The 18,493-nt window shown below is 48.3% G+C and carries 16 protein-coding genes, 1 tRNA gene and 1 other RNA gene; 13 read left to right on the forward strand and 5 right to left on the reverse strand.

The genetic code is table 11. The features are described 5' to 3' along the window. The first annotated feature begins 2 nt into the window (after positions 1-2). The 13 genes from tpiA to QBE55_09720 all read left to right on the forward strand — a co-directional run bounded on the left by tpiA (position 3) and on the right by QBE55_09720 (position 13,298). Positions 3-764: a triose-phosphate isomerase gene (gene tpiA, locus QBE55_09660; GenBank protein WZL77809.1), complete on the forward strand. Its 762-nt coding sequence runs from the start codon at positions 3-5 to the stop codon at positions 762-764. A gap of 48 nt (positions 765-812) precedes the next feature. Further along, entirely contained in the window at positions 813-2,354 is a 1,542-nt protein-coding gene (gene gpmI / locus QBE55_09665; protein ID WZL77810.1) for a 2,3-bisphosphoglycerate-independent phosphoglycerate mutase, read from the forward strand. Between the two features lie 22 nt (positions 2,355-2,376). Next, positions 2,377-3,669: a phosphopyruvate hydratase gene (gene eno, locus QBE55_09670; GenBank protein WZL77811.1), complete on the forward strand. Its 1,293-nt coding sequence runs from the start codon at positions 2,377-2,379 to the stop codon at positions 3,667-3,669. 146 nt (positions 3,670-3,815) lie between these two features. Then, the gene (gene secG, locus QBE55_09675; GenBank protein WZL77812.1) at positions 3,816-4,055 is read left to right on the forward strand and encodes a preprotein translocase subunit SecG; all 240 of its coding nucleotides are present in this window, start codon (positions 3,816-3,818) and stop codon (positions 4,053-4,055) included. Between the two features lie 402 nt (positions 4,056-4,457). After that, on the forward strand, positions 4,458-6,614 hold the full coding sequence (gene rnr, locus QBE55_09680; protein ID WZL77813.1) for a ribonuclease R: 2,157 nt from the start codon (positions 4,458-4,460) through the stop codon (positions 6,612-6,614). Positions 6,615-6,765: 151 nt separating this feature from the next. Beyond that, complete coding sequence (smpB, locus tag QBE55_09685; protein ID WZL77814.1) at positions 6,766-7,233, forward strand: SsrA-binding protein SmpB; 468 nt, start codon at positions 6,766-6,768, stop codon at positions 7,231-7,233. A 4-nt stretch (positions 7,234-7,237) separates the two neighbouring features. Beyond that, positions 7,238-7,594: a transfer-messenger RNA gene (gene ssrA, locus QBE55_09690) on the forward strand. Between the two features lie 497 nt (positions 7,595-8,091). Beyond that, on the forward strand, positions 8,092-8,979 hold the full coding sequence (locus QBE55_09695; GenBank protein ID WZL77815.1) for a fructose bisphosphate aldolase: 888 nt from the start codon (positions 8,092-8,094) through the stop codon (positions 8,977-8,979). Positions 8,980-9,297: 318 nt separating this feature from the next. Further along, entirely contained in the window at positions 9,298-10,305 is a 1,008-nt protein-coding gene (locus tag QBE55_09700) for a 3-oxoacyl-[acyl-carrier-protein] synthase III C-terminal domain-containing protein (GenBank protein ID WZL77816.1), read from the forward strand. Positions 10,306-10,384: 79 nt separating this feature from the next. Then, positions 10,385-10,783 (forward strand): hypothetical protein, encoded by a 399-nt coding sequence (locus QBE55_09705; GenBank protein WZL77817.1) that lies wholly within the window; start codon positions 10,385-10,387, stop codon positions 10,781-10,783. A gap of 205 nt (positions 10,784-10,988) precedes the next feature. Continuing rightward, a complete protein-coding gene (locus tag QBE55_09710) occupies positions 10,989-12,371 on the forward strand; it encodes an MATE family efflux transporter (GenBank protein WZL77818.1) in 1,383 nt (460 codons plus the stop codon). Positions 12,372-12,435: 64 nt separating this feature from the next. Next, a tRNA-Leu gene (locus tag QBE55_09715) sits at positions 12,436-12,522 on the forward strand. 137 nt (positions 12,523-12,659) lie between these two features. Continuing rightward, entirely contained in the window at positions 12,660-13,298 is a 639-nt protein-coding gene (locus tag QBE55_09720) for a GntR family transcriptional regulator (protein ID WZL77819.1), read from the forward strand. A gap of 114 nt (positions 13,299-13,412) precedes the next feature. Here QBE55_09720 and QBE55_09725 read toward each other — a convergent pair whose 3' ends face one another. The 5 genes from QBE55_09725 to QBE55_09745 all read right to left on the reverse strand — a co-directional run bounded on the left by QBE55_09725 (position 13,413) and on the right by QBE55_09745 (position 18,449). Further along, complete coding sequence (locus QBE55_09725; GenBank protein ID WZL77820.1) at positions 13,413-14,327, reverse strand: glycine betaine ABC transporter substrate-binding protein; 915 nt, start codon at positions 14,325-14,327, stop codon at positions 13,413-13,415. A 70-nt stretch (positions 14,328-14,397) separates the two neighbouring features. After that, a complete protein-coding gene (locus tag QBE55_09730; GenBank protein ID WZL77821.1) occupies positions 14,398-15,039 on the reverse strand; it encodes an ABC transporter permease in 642 nt (213 codons plus the stop codon). Continuing rightward, positions 15,036-15,674 (reverse strand): ABC transporter permease, encoded by a 639-nt coding sequence (locus QBE55_09735; protein WZL77822.1) that lies wholly within the window; start codon positions 15,672-15,674, stop codon positions 15,036-15,038. Before QBE55_09735 ends, QBE55_09730 begins: the two co-directional genes overlap by 4 nt. Then, positions 15,667-16,791: an ABC transporter ATP-binding protein gene (locus QBE55_09740; protein WZL77823.1), complete on the reverse strand. Its 1,125-nt coding sequence runs from the start codon at positions 16,789-16,791 to the stop codon at positions 15,667-15,669. The genes QBE55_09735 and QBE55_09740 overlap by 8 nt, the downstream gene beginning before the upstream one ends. Before the next feature lie 335 nt (positions 16,792-17,126). Beyond that, positions 17,127-18,449, reverse strand: a complete 1,323-nt coding sequence (locus QBE55_09745) for an NCS2 family permease (GenBank protein WZL77824.1) — start codon at positions 18,447-18,449, stop codon at positions 17,127-17,129. Between the last annotated feature and the right edge of the window lie 44 nt (positions 18,450-18,493).

An 18,493-nucleotide genomic window follows, 5' to 3' on the forward strand; every position in this document is an offset into this window, starting at 1 on the left:
TTATGAGAAGACCGATTATCGCAGGAAACTGGAAAATGAACAAGACGCCGGACGAAGCTGCCGCCATGATAAAGGAGCTGGTTTCGCTGGTAAAGGACGCAGAGGCAGAAGTGGTGATCTGTGCGCCGTTTCCTGACATTGCAGCTTTGAAGAAAGCAGCAGCGGGGACCAATATACGGGTCGGTGCGCAGAACATGCACTGGGAAGAGTCCGGCGCCTTTACAGGAGAGGTCTCCCCGACCATGCTGAATGCGTTGGGCGTTGAATATGTTATCATCGGGCATTCGGAGAGAAGGCAGTATTTTGCCGAGACCGATGAGACCGTCAACAGGAAGGTTCATTCTGCCTTTGCCCATCATCTGATCCCGATTATCTGCGTCGGCGAGACATTGTCGCAACGGGAGAAGGGTGTTACCCGCTCCTGGGTGGAAGGACAGGTGAAAGCTGCGCTGAAGGATCTTTCGGTGAGGGACGTGAAGAAATGTGTCCTGGCTTACGAACCCATCTGGGCGATCGGAACCGGAAAGACGGCTACCAGCAAGGATGCCAATGAAGTGATCGGATATATCCGGAATACTGTGGCCGGGCTTTATGGAAAGGAAGCAGCGGATGCCATACGGATTCAATACGGCGGAAGCATGAAGCCCGCAAATGCCACTGAGCTGATGGCCATGCCGGAAATTGACGGAGGCCTGATCGGCGGTGCCAGTCTGAAAGCAAAGGACTTTTCCGAAGTTGTCCATTACCGGAAACATGCGGAATAAAGTCGGGGGTGCGGGCTTCCTGAGAGAAAAGGAATCGAGGAGGACGATATGGCAAAGCAAATGACAGCCCTGATCATCATGGATGGTTTCGGACTCAGTGAAAACAAAAAAGCCAATGCGGTACATATGGCAAAGACACCGCATCTGGACAGGCTGTGGGGCAGCTTTCCCCATGTGCCGATTCATGCAAGCGGGTTGGAGGTAGGTCTCCCGGAAGGACAGATGGGAAATTCCGAAGTTGGTCATCTGAATATCGGTGCCGGACGGATTGTTTACCAGGAATTTACCCGGATTACAAAGGCAATTCACAATGGGGATTTTTTTGAAAACAAGGCCTTTCTGGACGCCATGGATCATGTAAGGAAGCATCATGGCAAACTTCATCTCATGGGACTTGTTTCGGAGGGCGGTGTCCATAGTCACATCGAACACCTGTATGCCCTGGTAGAGCTGGCAAAGCGTCAGGGGCTGCCGCAGGTATACATCCATGCATTTATGGACGGCAGGGATGTTCCTCCGTCCAGCGGGAAGGCTATTATGGAAGGATTGAATTCCAGGCTGAAGGAAATGGAGTTCGGGAAGGTGGCAACTGTATCCGGAAGGTATTATGCAATGGACCGGGACAAACGCTGGGATCGGGTGCAGAAGGCTTACAATGCCCTGGTACTTGGAGAAGGGGAGCAGGCGGAAAGTTCCGTGCAGGCAATGGAACAGTCCTATCAGGCCGGAGAGACGGATGAATTTGTCCGACCCACCGTGATAACGGAAGATGGAAAGCCAGTGGCAACCATTGACAGAGACGATGCCGTACTGTTTTTCAATTTTCGGCCGGATCGGGCAAGAGAGCTGACCAGAAGCTTCATCGAGCCGGAATTTCATGAATTTGAAAGGAAAAATGGTTATTTTCCGGTTCATTTTGTCTCCATGACCCAATACGACGAGACGTTTGAGAATCTGACGGTTGCCTATCATCCGCAGACACTGATCCATACATTCGGGCAGTATATCAGTGAAAAAGGCAGGACACAGCTGCGGATTGCGGAAACGGAAAAATATGCCCATGTTACATTTTTCTTCAACGGAGGGGTGGAGGCTCCCAATCCCGGAGAAGACCGGGCCCTGGTTCCATCCCCCAAGGTTGCCACCTATGATCTGCAACCGTACATGAGCGCACCGGAAGTAACCGAAGAAGCGGTAAAGAGGATTGCCTCCGGAAAGTATGATGTGATGATCCTGAATTTTGCCAATTGCGATATGGTCGGCCATACGGGGGACCTGAAAGCAGCCGTGGAAGCGGTGGAAACGGTGGACGCCTGTGTGGCAAAGGTGGTTGCAGCGGTTCAGAAAACCGGCGGTGCAGCTCTTATCACCGCGGATCACGGCAATGCGGAGCAGATGATTGATCCCGCCACCGGAGCGCCCCATACTGCGCATACCTCCAATCCGGTACCCTTTATTCTCGTGGATGAGCGGAGGAAAGATATCATGCTGCGGGAAAACGGATGTCTGGCGGATATTGCACCTACGATGCTTCAGTTGATGAATCTTGACAAACCGGTTGAAATGACAGGCGAAAGTCTGATCAGATAACGAAAGGAGAAAAAAGCTTATTATGATGAATATTGAAGATGTACTGGCCAGGGAGATACTGGATTCCAGGGGAAACCCAACCGTGGAGGTGGAAATTTATCTGGAAGGCGGTGCCGCAGGACGGGCAGCCGTACCATCCGGTGCTTCCACAGGTGCTTTTGAAGCTGTGGAGCTTCGTGACGGGGACAAGGGAAGGTACCTTGGCAAGGGCGTGGAAAAAGCTGTTGACAATGTAAACAATGTCATTGCTGAAGAAATTATCGGCATGAATGCACTGGACCAGGTGGGAATTGATAAGGCGTTGATTGAGCTGGATGGCACACCGAACAAGGCAAAACTCGGTGCGAATGCCATACTGGGCGTTTCCCTGGCCGTTGCAAAAGCTGCAGCAGAGCAGCTGGGCCTTCCCCTGTATCAGTATCTCGGCGGCGTAAATGCCAAGGTGTTGCCGGTACCCATGATGAATATCCTGAACGGCGGGAAGCATGCAGACAACACCGTGGATATTCAGGAATTTATGGTGATGCCGGTGGGAGCAAAGAGCTTCCATGAAGCACTGAGGATGTGCGCTGAGACCTTTCACAACCTGAAATCCGTTCTGAAGGACGCCGGCTACAGCACGTCCGTAGGAGACGAAGGCGGGTTTGCCCCCAACCTGAAGACCAATGAGGAAGCCATTGAGGTCATTCTCAAGGCAGTGGAGAAGGCAGGCTACAAACCAGGTGACGATATCCGCATTGCCATTGATACGGCAGCCAGTGAGCTTTATCAGGAGGACGGCAAATACCACTTCCCGGGAGAAGGCGTGATACGGACAGCAGAAGAGATGGTGGAATATTATGAAAAGCTGGTGGACAAATATCCCATCATTTCCCTGGAAGACGGCCTGGCGGAAGAAGACTGGGGCGGCTGGAAGCTGCTCACTGAAAAACTGGGCAGAAAGATTCAACTGGTCGGCGACGATTTGTTTGTCACCAACACGGAAAGACTTGCAAAGGGGATTGAGAACGGGACCGCCAATTCCATCCTGATCAAGGTCAATCAGATCGGAACCCTGACCGAGACACTGGATGCCATTCAGATGGCCAATCGTGCCGGTTATACTGCAGTGGTATCCCATCGTTCCGGTGAAACGGAAGATACCACCATTGCTGATCTGGTTGTGGGTGTGAATGCCGGACAGATCAAAACCGGCGCACCTTCCCGGACAGACCGGGTTGCCAAGTACAATCAGCTGCTTCGCATTGAAGAGGAGCTGGGCGATGACGCACAGTACCTCGGACTGGATGCATGGTATAACCTGAAAAACAAATAAAATTTTCGGAAAGCCCGAAAAAGAGTGGAACGGAAACGATTGGAAGCAAAAGGGGGGGCAAAATGCCCCCTTTTTGAATGTTATTCTTGCTTTTCTGATGTTCCTATGCTAAAATATTACTGCTGACTACATAGGGAGGGATATGGATGGGTGCGCTGAGAATTACATTGACGGTTGTATTGGCTATTATGGAGTTGTTTTTAATAGTAGTGGTTCTTTTGCAGGAGAGCAAGACCCCGGGAATATCCGGGACGATCTCAGGTGGAGCAGAGACTTTCTTCGGAAAGCACAAAGCCAGGAGCTATGAAGGAAAGCTTCGTCTGTTGACGAAAGTTTCGGCGATTGGATTTATTGTGCTTGCGATTGTTTTGTCAATCCTTCAATAAGTATGGATATGCGGCAGGGGGAAAAGTCCTTTTGCCGTATTTTGGTTTTGCGTTGCACTGTACTTTTTATTCTGAGTTTACCGCGTTTTTGTTCATCGTCTTTGCTTTCACTGTTATGTACTATCATTTGTTGATGTATTACTCTCCGATCGTTCTCATTGGATACATTTTTGCTTAATATTGCCCTGGGTGGTTATCCTATAAACAGAATAGCTTTTAAGCAGAATGGATTGATGTATCATTCATGGAAGCTGCCTGTCCGGATGGTATGTTTTTTCGAACAGTTTTTGAAGGACTCCCCAATGAGTTTATTGGGTAAATAATTAAATAATAGAGAAAGTATGGAAGAGGAGGAGCTTTGACAAGAAGTGATTCCGATTAATTTGAATTTGGAGGAATGGAATGATTTTAAAGGAAAAGGAAGAAAGAAAAATGGAAAGAAAGGAGGACGGGGATAAGGAAGAAAGAATTATGAGTCTGTTGTCTTCCGGAGAAGGGATCCCCCTTTATCCGGATCAGATGATGAAGGAATTGAAAGTTCCGGAGTCTGAGGAAGGCGTCTTCCTGGATCGGCTGGATGATATGGCGCAAAGAGGCTTGCTCATCCAAACCAAAAAGAAGAAGTATGCCCTGCCGGAGCTGCTTGGCTATCTGACGGGTCGGCTGCAGGGAAATGCCAAGGGCTTTGGATTTCTGATCCCGGACAGTGCCGGGGAGGAAGACATATATCTTTCGGCTGAGAATCTTCACGGGGCAATGCATCACGACCGGATTATGGTCCGACTGCTGAAAAACGACGGAAAATCCAGGGAAGGAGAGGTGGTCCGGGTTCTGGAGCATGCCAATCAGACGGTCGTCGGGACATTTGAAAAAGATCGGCGTTTTGGATTTGTTGTACCGGACGACAAGAGAATTGGTCAGGATATTTTTATTGCGAAGGATGACATCAATGGCGCCAGGGACAATTACAAAGTGGTTGCCGAGATCCTGAAGTGGCCGGACAAGCGCCGAAATGCGGCAGGGCGCATTAAGGAGGTGTTGGGGCATAAGGACGACGTGGGGACGGATATCCTGTCCATCATCCGACAATACGAGCTGCCAGAGGATTTTCCTGACAAGGTGATCCGGGAGGCGCAGCAGATTCCACAGACTGTACCGGAAGAAGAGATCCGGAGAAGGAAGGATTTGCGGAATATGCGGATGGTGACCATAGACGGTCCCGATGCAAAGGATCTGGATGATGCTGTATCGGTTGAACCGCTGGACAATGGCAATTTCCTGCTGGGAGTGCATATTGCCGATGTGAGTTATTATGTGAGGAAAAACAGTGAGCTGGATCGGGAAGCCTATGCCAGGGGGACCAGCGTCTATCTGGTGGATCGGGTGATCCCCATGCTGCCAAGGGAACTGTCCAATGGCATCTGCAGCCTGAATCCAAAGGAAGACCGGCTTGCCCTGTCAGTGCTCATGGAAATCGATCATAGGGGAAAAGTGGTGGACCATCGGATTGAAGAAAGCGTGATCCGTTCCTCGGAACGAATGGTCTACGAGGATGTAACCAAAATACTGGAAGAAAATGATCCGGAATTGATGGAACGATATCGTCCCCTGGTCAACGACTTCCGCAATATGGAAATCCTGAGCAGGATCCTTCGGAAGAAACGAATGCGCAGGGGCAGCATTGATTTTGACCTGGATGAAGCAAAAATCATATTGAATAAGAAAGGAAAACCCGTTGATGTCCGGCCCTATGAACGCAGCATATCCAACCGGATCATTGAAGAGTTCATGCTGGTCTGCAATGAAACCGTGGCGGAGTATATGACGGGGAATGAAGTCCCTTTTCTGTACCGGATTCATGAAGATCCCACGGCGGAGAAGCTGGAGGAATTCAATGAACTGATCCATAACTTCGGATATCATCTGAAGGGGAGCGGAGAAAAGATCCATCCCAAGAGCCTTCAGAATTTGCTGGAAAAAGTTCATGGAACCAGGGAAGAAGGCATCATCAGCGCCGTTATGCTTCGTTCCCTGCAGAAGGCGAGATACAGCAGCGAAAATGCAGGGCATTTTGGGCTGGCTGCCAAATATTATTGCCATTATACCTCCCCCATCCGCCGATACCCGGATTTAGTCGTTCATCGGATTATCAAGGATTTTATTCATAAACGGATGGATAAAAAGCACAGGGGAATGCTGGCCGGCAGTCTTCCGGAAGCAGCAGATCACTGTTCCGAACGGGAGAAAGTGGCCGACGAAGCAGAGTGGGCCACGGAAGATCTGAAAAAGGCTGAATTCATGGCGGACAAGATCGGGGAGGAATATGACGGCATTATTTCCGGCGTAACGAACTATGGCATCTACGTGGCGCTGGACAATACTGTGGAAGGCCTGATCCGGATGGTTGATCTGGACGATGATTACTATGTCTATGATGAAAAACATTATTGCCTGATTGGTGAACACCGGAGGAAGACCTATTATTTGGGGGACACCATTCGTATCCGGGTGTCCCATGTGGATCTTGCCGCCAGGAATGTGGATTTTGTTCCGGCATAGAGCACCGGAAAGCGCATACAGAGGCATGTTGATGGCTTGGCCTGGCTTTTTCGTTCGTTGACAGATATCCGGAATTATGTTATAGTATCCAATGTTAGCGGCAGAATATTGCTGATTTTATAATGTTGGTTCCGATGAAGGTGGATTGATCATGGCAGGGGATGGAATCAAGATAATTGCACAGAATAAAAAGGCTCGCCATGACTATTTTATCGAGGAAACCTACGAAGCCGGCATGGTATTGATCGGCACAGAGGTGAAATCCATCCGTCTTGGCAGGGTGAATCTGAAGGACAGCTATGCCGATGTGAAGCAAGGGGAAGTTTATGTGCACAATATGCATATCAGTCCCTATGAGCAGGGTAACATTTTTAACCGGGATCCGCTGCGGGACCGGAAGCTACTGCTGAACCGGCGGGAAATCAACAAGCTTATCGGCTATATTCAGCAGAGAGGCTATTCCCTGATTCCGCTGCAGATTTATCTGTCCCATGGCCTGGTCAAGATGCAGCTGGCAGTTTCCAAAGGGAAAAAGCTCTATGATAAGCGCAGGGATATGGCAAAACGTGATGCGAAGCGTGACATGGAGCGGGCCTTCCGGGAGCACCAGAAGCTTTAAATATGGGGGCGTACTGGATTCGACGGGGATAGTAGAAGCGCGAGAAGCGAGCCGCGGATTTCGGGGCCGCGTCAACAACCTGAAGCTTAAACACAAACGCTAATAACGATAATAATTTAGCACTCGCAGCTTAAACGCTGTGACGTTCGCCCTGTAGTTCCCGCGCTATAGGTGCCGGGCGACGATAAGGCGGGGAACCAGCCTGCTTAAGCTTTGCAGCAGGTGGGATTGATGAAGCTACTGAAGCCCGGATCCTGTCAGTGGGAGCCGGGTGGAGGGAATGTCAAAATGCTGACTGCGCTCGGAGATGCTTTCGCCGATATATCTTCGGACAGGGGTTCAACTCCCCTCGCCTCCACCATCATAACCCCTGCCCATATTGATTATTACATTGATATCAATATGGGCAGGGGTTTTTATTATTTTATCAACGGATGCAGACAGGATGTGAAGTAGGCTTTGGCATTGGCGCAGTTCCGGGCGAAAAATATACCATCCTGCCCGCACAGGCTACAGGAATCTTTGCAAGCAATGGAGCCGACTGGACAACGCCGCAAAAATATTTCCCCCTACCAGCTCGAAATGGGGTACAAAGGTTTTTCGCTTTGTCTGTGAACTGATTGAACCGGTAGACAGTGTGGAAACCTCTGTTATTTTCCTTTCAGCCCTACTGTTGTTTGAAAGGAAAATGTTATGGGCAGAAATTCAGAGAAGGCTGCACTTATGACATGATTGTATCACCCCAATAGAAGTGATATACTTATTATGGATATATGAAGTGGGTTTACAGGCTTATTGCCTGACGTAAGGGGTTTGTTGGCTGGGATATCCAAATAATAATAAGCGAGGTGCAAAAGCATGAATCTGGAACAAGCAGAAAGAATGAGCAAGGGAAAGGGATTTATTGCGGCGCTCGACCAGAGCGGGGGCAGCACACCCAAAGCACTGGCAGCATATGGGATCCCGAAAGGTTCGTACTCCGGAGAGAAGGAGATGTTTGAACTCGTACACAAGATGAGGACAAGAATCATAACGAGTCCGGCATTTACTTCCGGGCATATTCTTGGCGCAATTCTTTTTGAGCAGACTATGGAAAGGGAAGTCGGGGGCATGCCCACGGGGGATTATCTCTGGGAGAAAAAAGGCATTGTTCCGATTTTGAAAGTGGACAAAGGTCTTGCAGATCCTGAAAACGGAGTGCAGCTGATGAAGCCGATCCCTGATTTGGATAAGCTTCTGGAGCGCGCGGTAAAGCATCATATTTTTGGCACCAAGATGCGTTCTGTGATAAAAAGCGCAAATCCGAAGGGCATTGAACAGATCGTTGATCAGCAGTTTGAATATGGCAGGCAGATTTTGGATGCCGGCCTTGTCCCCATTCTGGAGCCGGAAGTGGATATCAAGAGTCCGGACAAGAAAGAGTCGGAGAGGCTTCTTCGGGATGGTATCCTGAACGGACTCAGGAGCCTGAAGGAGAACGGGAAGGTTATGCTGAAGCTGTCGATTCCAACAGAGGATAATTTCTATGCGGACCTGATTGAGCATCCCCGTGTTATGCGCGTGGTAGCACTGTCCGGGGGCTACAGCAGGGAGATGGCAAATGAAAGGCTTGCCCGGAACCACGGGCTTATTGCCAGCTTCTCCAGGGCATTGTCGGAGGGGCTTTCCGCCAAACAAACCGATGAAGAGTTCCATTCGATGCTTGCTGATTCGATAGAGAAGATCTATCATGCATCCATATCCTGATCCGTAAGGAGACAGAATAACAAATTTGGAAGACCAATAAATTGATCAATGAAACAGGAACAGATCAGGAGGGTGTTACGCCAGTGACCTGACTTCCCTCCTGGTCTTTATACTGTCTATCTCTATACAGCATGTCAATATATTATGCTATTTACCGATAATAGTATAAAGAAAATCAAAAAATACATAATGCAGCATAATGCAGCAATAATGAGTGCAGGACAAAGCATATTCTATGGCCTCCTAAACCCTTTTTGAAAACAGACGATATATAAGTATTAGAGAGTTACAGGAGAAATATGGGGGGCTTAGACTTACATGAGGCATCAAAACATCAACATCGTAGGTACGGGCATTTATCATCCGAGGCATCGGGTTGGCAACCAATATTTCATTCATCATTTTGAAAAAATGGGTAAAGACGTTTCCGGTTTATTAAAACATTTGGAGAGGGAATACCGGTATCTGTCAGACGATCCGGATGAAACCGCAGTCACAATGGGCTGTCATGCATGCCTGGCAGCTTTGAAGAATGCAGGCATCGGCATGGAAGAGGTGGATTTGCTTGTTTTTGCCACAGATACACCGGAATTTACCTCCCCGACCAATGCCATCAAGCTGCTGGACATGCTTGGCGGACCAAATATACAAATGGCATATGACACCAATTCCAACTGTCTGGGCATGATAACGGCTTTGGACCAGGCCAGCCGGATTCTGATGACGAACAGACGATTTCACAAGGCTTTGGTCGTCGGCTCCATGTTGTTCAGCTCGGTCAGCAGCAGGAAGGATGTGGTCTCCTATTCCAACTTCGGGGATGCTGCCGCAGCTGTTGTTTTGAAAAAAGAGGAAGAAGATGAAAAGAGGGGATTCTTGGATTCCGCTCATTACACACAGACTTCCGAATGTGACTGCATACGTATGCCCAAGGCAGGGTTCTCCAAAGTTATTCGGGATGGAGTGGAACATGACGAAGATAAGAAATGGTATTGGGAACCATTCGATGGCAGTTTTATTTCCGATATCTGGGAAAGACTCATTCGGGAGCTTACGGAAGACTATCATTTGAAGCCTTCGGATCTTGGACATCTCATTTTTTCCCAGTTTACCGTGCCGGATACCAGGCGAACGCTGGACAAGCTGGGTATTGGTTATGACAGGACGACATACGTGGGAAAGGAATATGGATACACCGGGACAACAAGCCCGGTTTTGGCATTGGACCGGGCCCTGAAGACGGGAAAGATCCATAGAAAAGATTATGTTACAATTTGTTCCATGGGATCCGGCACAACGGTCAGCGTTCTGCTGTTCCGGTTTTGACAACTTTCCGTATTCTGATATTTGCGGAAGAACCGGATTACGTTGTTTCAAATAATTACAAAAGGCAGGAGAGAGGAAAATGGCAAAATATCAAAAAAACAAGGCAAATTACGAGATGAATGTGGATCGGGTAAACAAGGTCCTGCATTTAAAGGCAGATGGATTTTTCAATGAAGAAGACGGAAAATCCTTTCTGGAGGACTACGACAGGATTGTCCAGACCTTTCCCACGAAAGAGTATGCTCTCATCATCGACGTACCGGATTTGAAGCCATCCGGCAGTAAGGTTGCAGAAATGCTGGGGACTTTGCTGCAAAGATATATGAGTGTTTCCTTCCGGAAAAGATATTTGATAACCAAAGGGAATACCATAACTGTTATGCAGTTCAAAAGACTGGGTCAGCACATTCCCGGCTGGAAGGATGGAGTGGAGTATGTAATCGATTACGCGGAAGCAATGCAAAAATCCAGAGAATAGGGATGGACTGGGAAGCCATTTCTGTTGTATACAGGAATGGCTTTTTTTCAAAGTAGTTTTTGCAGATGGATCCCATCGCAGGCACAGGTGCCTGTCATATATTTACATAAAATAAAGATGCTCTTTTGTTCCTGCAGATTCGCTATTCCAAATGTTTTGTGATAGAATATGTGACGGTAAAAATATAAAAAAGGATGCGAACATTTTGAAGCTTTCACAAAACCGCGATATGGACATGTGTAATGGACCCTTATTCAAAAAAATGCTGTTGTTTGCCCTGCCCCTTATGGCAATGAATGTTCTGCAGCTGCTGTTCAATGCTGCTGACATTATCGTAGTCGGGCGCTTTTCAGGCAAGGAAGCAATGGCTGCAGTTGGAGCCACAGGGTCTCTGATCAGCCTTCTTGTCAATTTTTTCATGGGATTGTCCGTTGGTACCAGCGTTATTGTTGCCCAGGAATATGGCGCGGACAGGCCGGATTCCGTAAGCCGGACGGTTCATACTTCCATTGCCATCAGTTCCATCGGCGGGATCATTGTCATGGTTTTGGGGCTCATTCTCTGTAAGCCATTGCTGGAGCTGATGGGCACTCCGGAGGATATTATTGATCTGTCCACAACTTATATGAGGATTTACTTTCTCGGACTGCCGGCCAGTATGGTCTTTAACTTCAGTGCGGCAGTTTTGCGTGCCATAGGCGACAGCCGGCATCCAATGTACTATCTTACCATTGCCGGTATTGTCAATGTGATACTCAATTTGTTTTTTGTGCTGGTGGTGCATATGAGTGTTGCAGGCGTCGCATGGGCTACGATAATTTCCCAGTACATTTCTGTGGTTCTGATTCTTCTCTGTTTGTACCGAAGCAACGGAGCCATCCAGTTTATGCCCCGGGAAACACGCATTGACAGGGAGCAGCTGAAGGAGATTGTGAAAATCGGACTGCCGGCAGGCTTCCAGAATTTCTTGTTCTCTCTTTCCAATGTGACCGTTCAGTCTGCCGTGAATTCCTTCGGGTCCACCATGGTGGCAGCCAATTCCGCGGCCAGCAACATCGAAAATCTGGTGGGAACCACGATGAATGCCTATTATAACTCTGCCATTACTTTTACCGGTCAGAATATGGGAGCGGGGAAGTATAGGCGGATCGATACCATAGCAAAGGTTTCCACGATGTTTGTGTTTGCTACCTGGATTCTTTTAAGCGGTGGCATCATACTGTTCGGAAAGCCATTGCTTCATATATATACGGCTGATCCGGAGGTGATCCGTTTGGGAAATATACGTCTGAATATCATGATGGCCGTATACTTTACCTGCGGTATCATGAACGTGTTTCCAGGCCTTACCCGCGGGATGGGCTACTCCATTCTTCCGATGCTCTGTACGCTGATCGGGGCCTGCATCTTGCGAATCGTATGGATTTATACTATTTTTGTATGGAAACCGACGATCATGATGCTTTATGCCTGCTATCCGGTTACCTGGGCCCTGGCCGGGCTGGGGCAGGTTGCCAGCTTCTTTTATGCGAGACATCAGATACACAAACGGGGATCCTGTGAACCCGCCGGCAATGAAACAATATAAATTTTGAAAAAGGTGTTGACAAGCGTCCGGCATTTCCGTTATAATAAGCATGTTGTCCGGTTTTGCGGGAATGGCGGAATTGGCAGACGCGCTAGATTCAGGTTCTAGTGAGGTCACACTCATGCAGGTTCAAGTCCTGTTTCCCGCACCATATAGGAGAACATGAATTATAATGCTTTTAAAGCGAAAGGCCTCTGGTGATCAGGGGCCTTTCTTCCAAAAACACTCCATTTCCGGGAAAGATTTTTTGGAGGTGAGTGTTAACGATGATACAGAGGGATGTTTTCCATGGAAGGCATGAAGGCGGAGGCACCGGTTTATCAGAAGATTGCTGCGGATATTGCAGCAAAGATAATGGACAAGCGTTACCATGTAGGAGAAAAGATATATGCCAGGTCATATCTTGCCAGTCAGTATAATGTTTCTTCTGAAACCGCCCGGCGTGCCATTTGTGTCCTGTCCGACCTGGAGATTGTTGACGTAACGAAAGGCAGCGGCGTGATCATCAGGTCGTATGACAATGCCGTAAAATTTGTCCACCAGTACAATGATATTCAGTCATTGAATGATTTGAAAAAAGACATTATGAAGAGCATCCAAAAGCAGAAGGAAGAGATGAAGACTCTGCAGAAATCCGTTTCCAGCATCATAAGTCAGACGGAACGATTTCAATCTTTTAATCCGTTTATTCCATTTGAGATTGAGATTACGGATCAGACTCCCTTGTTGGGAAAATCCATATCGGAAATGAATTTCTGGCATCACACGGCAGCTACCATTGTTTCCATCAAGCGGAACGGGGCGTTGATGATGTCTCCCGGTCCCTATGCGGTTTTGAAAAATCAGGATGTGCTGTATTACTGCGGGGAAGCGGGCTGTCGGGAACGGGTAAAAAACTTTCTCTATCCGCATGGAAAAGCAACATAAAGAAAAACAACATAAAGAAAAGCAACATAAAAACATAAAATAGAAGGCATCCAAAAGCATTTCCTGCATTTTGGATGCCGGGCGGTTCCGGATGAAATGCGCCTCTTGTTCCTCTTATTCCAGCAGGCCTTTTTCCTGCAGAAACTGTTTGGCAACTTCCTGTGTGCTTTTTCCTTCCACGTCCACTGCATAGGTCAGGTCGACCATGGTTTCGTTGCTGAAGATTCCGCCAAGTTTATTCAGGGTTTCCTTCAGATTGGGTGCCTTGTCTTTGTACCGCTCAAACAAATCTTTCCGTACAAGCAGTGCGCCGTTGTATTCCGGGAAGAAGTTTTTATCATCCTCCAGCACTTTAAGATGGGCCTTTTTGTTCAGACCGTCGGTAGCATATACTTCTGTCACATCGATACTCCCATTTTCCGCTGCGGAGTATTTCAGCCCGATATCCACCGGCTTGCTTTCCCTGAACTTCAGCCCATAGAATTTAACAAAAGGATTGAATTTCATACTGCCTTCCTCGCTGAAGAACTCATGTTCTGCCCCAAACACCAGCTTGTCGGCCACCGGGACAAGGTCGCTGATCTTCTCAAGGTCATACTGGTCTGCGATTTTCTCCGGAACGGCAATGGAATAGGTGTTATCTGTACCAAGCGGATCCAGGAGCATGACGCCCTTTCCCTTTTCTGCGGTCTCATTCACAAAATCATACAGGGTCTGCCCTTCGGGAATATCCTTTGTATCCATTTTCAGATAGGTGGTAAGCAGCGTCCCATCGTAGCTGTTCATCAGGTCACAGTTGCCCCTGACCAATTCATTGAAACCGTTGACAGGAGAGATTTCGTCCTTTATGAGCACCCTGGCATCGGTATCCTGCTCCACCAGCATTTTTACCATTTGATGAATCAATTTCATTTCGGAAAATTGACCATCCATAATGATGATTTCCTCCCCGCCTCCCTTTCCCGAGGAGCAGCCTACGACTGAGAGTATCAAAAGTAAACATGTTATGGCAGCTATCTTTCTTTTCATACGGTTCTCCTTTCCGAATGACCCGTGCTGTCTTTATTATACGTGTTGTCAGTCTTTGTCATTTTCCTTTTCATGTTCCTGGTTCAACCCCATTACTTTTATTACTTGTACTGCTTGTTTTGGATTCCTGTCGATTCAGCCGTTTTTCAACGGCAGCCATGACACTGTCAAATAATACGGCCATGATCATCAGGGACAGCGTTCCGAATAAAATCATCCGCATGTTTTCAATGCGAATGCCCTGGTAGATAACGGAACCCAGTCCGCCTCCGCCTACAAACGTACCAAAAACAGCTACACCGACTGCTGTGACAGTGGCAATCCGGATCCCGGTAAAAATAACCGGGAAGGCGATGGGCATCTCCACATGGATCAGCCGATACCATCGGCTCATTCCCATGCCGGTGGCAACTTCCTTAATGGCAGGATCGATATTTTTCAGGCCAAGGTAGGTGTTACGTACAACCGGGAGCAAGGAATACAGAATCAGCCCGATGATGACGGTTGGTTTCCCGGCGCCCAGAAAGGCCATCAGGATGCCCAGCAGAGCCAGAGCGGGAATCGTCTGCAGAACATCCGCAGTCCATAAAATGACGGAGCGCACGGAATTTTTCATATAGGCCAGAATACCGAGGGGCAGACCAATGATGATGGTAAGCAGTACCGAAGTCAGGACAATGTAAAGATGCTCAAGAACTATGGACAAATTCATCGGATCTCCCTCCTTAATCCCTTTGGAATGACCTTTTTCTGTATCCAGTCAATGATCCGTCCCAGCCCCACTGCAAGAATGGCAGCTGGAATCGCACCTGCAATAATCAGAGTATTGTTGTTTGTACTGACACCAATATAAACAAAATCCCCCAGACCTCCCAAACCGATCATGGAAGCCAGGACTACCCAGCTTACCGTATATACCGTGGACATACGCAGTCCGCCTATGATTTCAGGGAGTACCAGGGGAAGCTCTACCCAAAAAAGCGACTGCAGGGAAGACATTCCGCAACCCTTTGCGGCTTCCTTGTATTCCTGGGAAACACCGATCAATCCGGTATAGGTGTTTTTCAGCACGGGGAAAATGGCATAAATGGTGAGTGCAATAAATACAGTAGCGGGCACCATTCCGGTATACAGAAAAAGGATTCCTATGAAGACAATGCCGGGGATGGTCTGTACTACGGAAATAATCGGAAGAACGTATCTGGATATTCTGGGAAGTCTCGACAAAAGGATCCCCAGGGCCAAGGCGATGATGAAACCAATGGATACGGAAACCAGCACATAGACCAGATGAATCCCGATGGCGTTCCATAGCTTGGTCCCGTAAAGGCGGAAAAAGTCATTCATTGTTATCCCCCCACACCTCACTTGCCAAAGCCTTGGACATACTGGTTTTGGTAATCATACCGGCCACTTTTTTATCATCTGTCAAAACAAACACATACCCTGCCTGTTTGCTGTTGATGATGTCGAAAGCGGCTTTTGCCGGAGTATTCTCTGTCACGGTGGGGAAGTCCCTGGTAATCAGGCCTTCGATGGAATCGCCTGCCCTGCCGCGCTCGTTGATGGTATCAACCAGCAAAACACCGATATAATGCCCCTGCTTATCTATAACGACAAGGGAATCAATATCCAGGTGGTTCATCCGACTGACACATTCCAGTGTTCTTTTGTCCTGGGTGACCTTTGCCACCCTGGTTTTCATCAGGTCGGAGCATACCAGCTGATTCCGGGAAAAATTGTGAACGTGTCTGCCCATGAATTCCCCGACCGTATCGTTGACCGGTGCCCGAAGCATTCCCTCCGGAGAGTCTGTCTGCAGAATCCGGCCGTCGCTCATAAATACAATGGTATCTGCCATTTTCAGGGCCTCATCCATATCATGGGTTACAAAAATAACGGTTTTCCCCAGCTCCTGCTGCAGAGTTTTGACTTCATCCTGGAGGGAATCCCTTGTAATGGGGTCCAGGGCACCAAAAGGTTCATCCATTAGAATAATGGGGGGTTCAGCTGCCAATGCGCGAAGTACGCCGATACGCTGTTGCTGTCCGCCGCTCATCTCATTTGGATATTTATGGGCATACTCATCATAGGGCAGTTCCACCAGTTCCAGAAGCTTCTTTGCTCTCTGATGCCTTTTCTCCTTATTCCATTTCAGCAGGCGCGGCACCACACAGATGTTCTCTTCCACTGTCATATTTGGGAAAAGCCCAATCTGTTGGATGACGTATCCGATGTGGCTGCGCAGCTTTTCCGGGTTCATATCCATGATGCTCTTTCCGTCTATGCTGATACTGCCTGAGTTCATTGGGATCAGACGGTTCAGCATTTTCAGTGTTGTCGTCTTTCCACAACCGGAAGGGCCGATCAGCACTACAAATTCGCCATCTGATATGGTAAGGCTCAGGTTTTTTACAACTTCGTGTTTTCCATAGGATTTACTGACATTCTTATACTCAATCATATACTCCCTCTTTTTCTGCTTCCATCCGTTTGTTTGTTTAGATTCTTCCATATCATCAGATTTTATCCCAAAAGGAATCCAATGTTCTGAACATAAAAAGAAGCAACTTGATGTAATTAACAGATTGCTTCTTTGTACGGTTTATTATGATAGCAAAATTAGATGGAGTTGTCAAATATATTCGTGGAAAAGACAACATCCACCTGCTGCAGGGAATAGGGAACTTTCATTGTGCAGACAGGGATTTTTTAACAAAAAAGCCCCCGCAGGAAAATCGCAGAGACTTTTTTAAATGCATTCATGGAGTGAATTTCATTGAAATATTGAAACCAGGATTAAACAAAGAATTTGATGGACATGATGGCAGCCATGATAAATGTTCCGACAGTAGGCACTTTGCTCCGGTCTTTGGTAAAGGCATACTGCACCAGGGCAATCACCACATGAACGACAACGCCCAAAGCAACTCCCAGGACGAAGTCCCCGGTAAATGCGGTGGTCAGGAGCATAAGGGCCAGCGGGGTCCATTCCATGGGAGTAAACTCCACATCCTCCAGAACCTCCATCATGGAAGCGCCAATCAGGATCAGGACGGGGGAAGTGGCTGCACTTGGGATCATCAGGAATAGGGGGGAGAGGAACATGGAGAGCAGGAACATCCCTCCGGTCACTACGGCGGTCAGGCCGGTCCGTCCGCCTGCCTCAATTCCGGCAGCGGATTCCACATAGGTTTGAACGTTGGTGATGCCAAACATCCCGCCGATGGAAGTGCCGACAGCGTCTGTCAGAAATACGCGGCTGATACCCGGAAAATTTCCGTCCTCATCCAGCATTTTGGCTTTTCCGGCCAGACCCAGTGAGGTACCCATTGTGGAAAAGAAGTCGCTGAGCAGAAAGAACATTAAAATGGGTATGTTGGCAACCTTGAAAACGCCTTTTACATCCGCCTTGAAGGCAACGTCCCCCAATGAACTTAAATCAAAGCTGACGATGGAATGCGGAACCTTGACGACTCCCATGACGACTCCGATTCCCGTGGTCAGAAGAATGGAAATCAGATAAGCCCCGCGAACCTGATATTTTTTCCCCTTGATTTCAATCCGAAGGTAATTCAGGATCAGGGTAATGGCAAGCCCGATAAAGGCAAGCCGGACAGAAGGCTGGGAAAGATCGCCCAGGCCGGAAAAATCCTTTTTGACGATTCCTGCGTTGGAGACGGCCAGCCTGGCAAGAAAGATTCCGACGGCTGCGCCGATGCCAACTTTTATATTCTTCGGCATGACACGGACCATGTCTTCCCGGACCTTAAACAATGTCAACAGGATCAATATAGCGCCGGTCACCACGAACATGCCGACACCGACCTGCCAGGTGGACTGACCGGGAGCAACCAGGGAATACGCCATGATCGCATTGGAGCCCATGGCGGGTCCCAATGCAAAAGGCACCCTGGAGTAGAAGGCGGACATGAGAGTGAAGATGCCGGACATCAGGGCAGTCGCGATTACGACGCCCTCCGGACTCATCCCCACATCTGCCATCATGGAGGACTGGACGGAAAACATATAGGCCATGGTTGCAAATGTTGTGATTCCCGCCACAATTTCTGTTCTTACATCGGTTCCGTGCTTTTTCAGTTCAAAATAGTTCTTCAACATATTGATGCACCCCTGTATCCAGTGATCGAACCCGGATCAATTTT

The organism is Eubacteriales bacterium mix99, assembly GCA_038396605.1.
Classification (GTDB): Bacteria; Bacillota; Clostridia; order Caldicoprobacterales; family DTU083; genus UBA4874.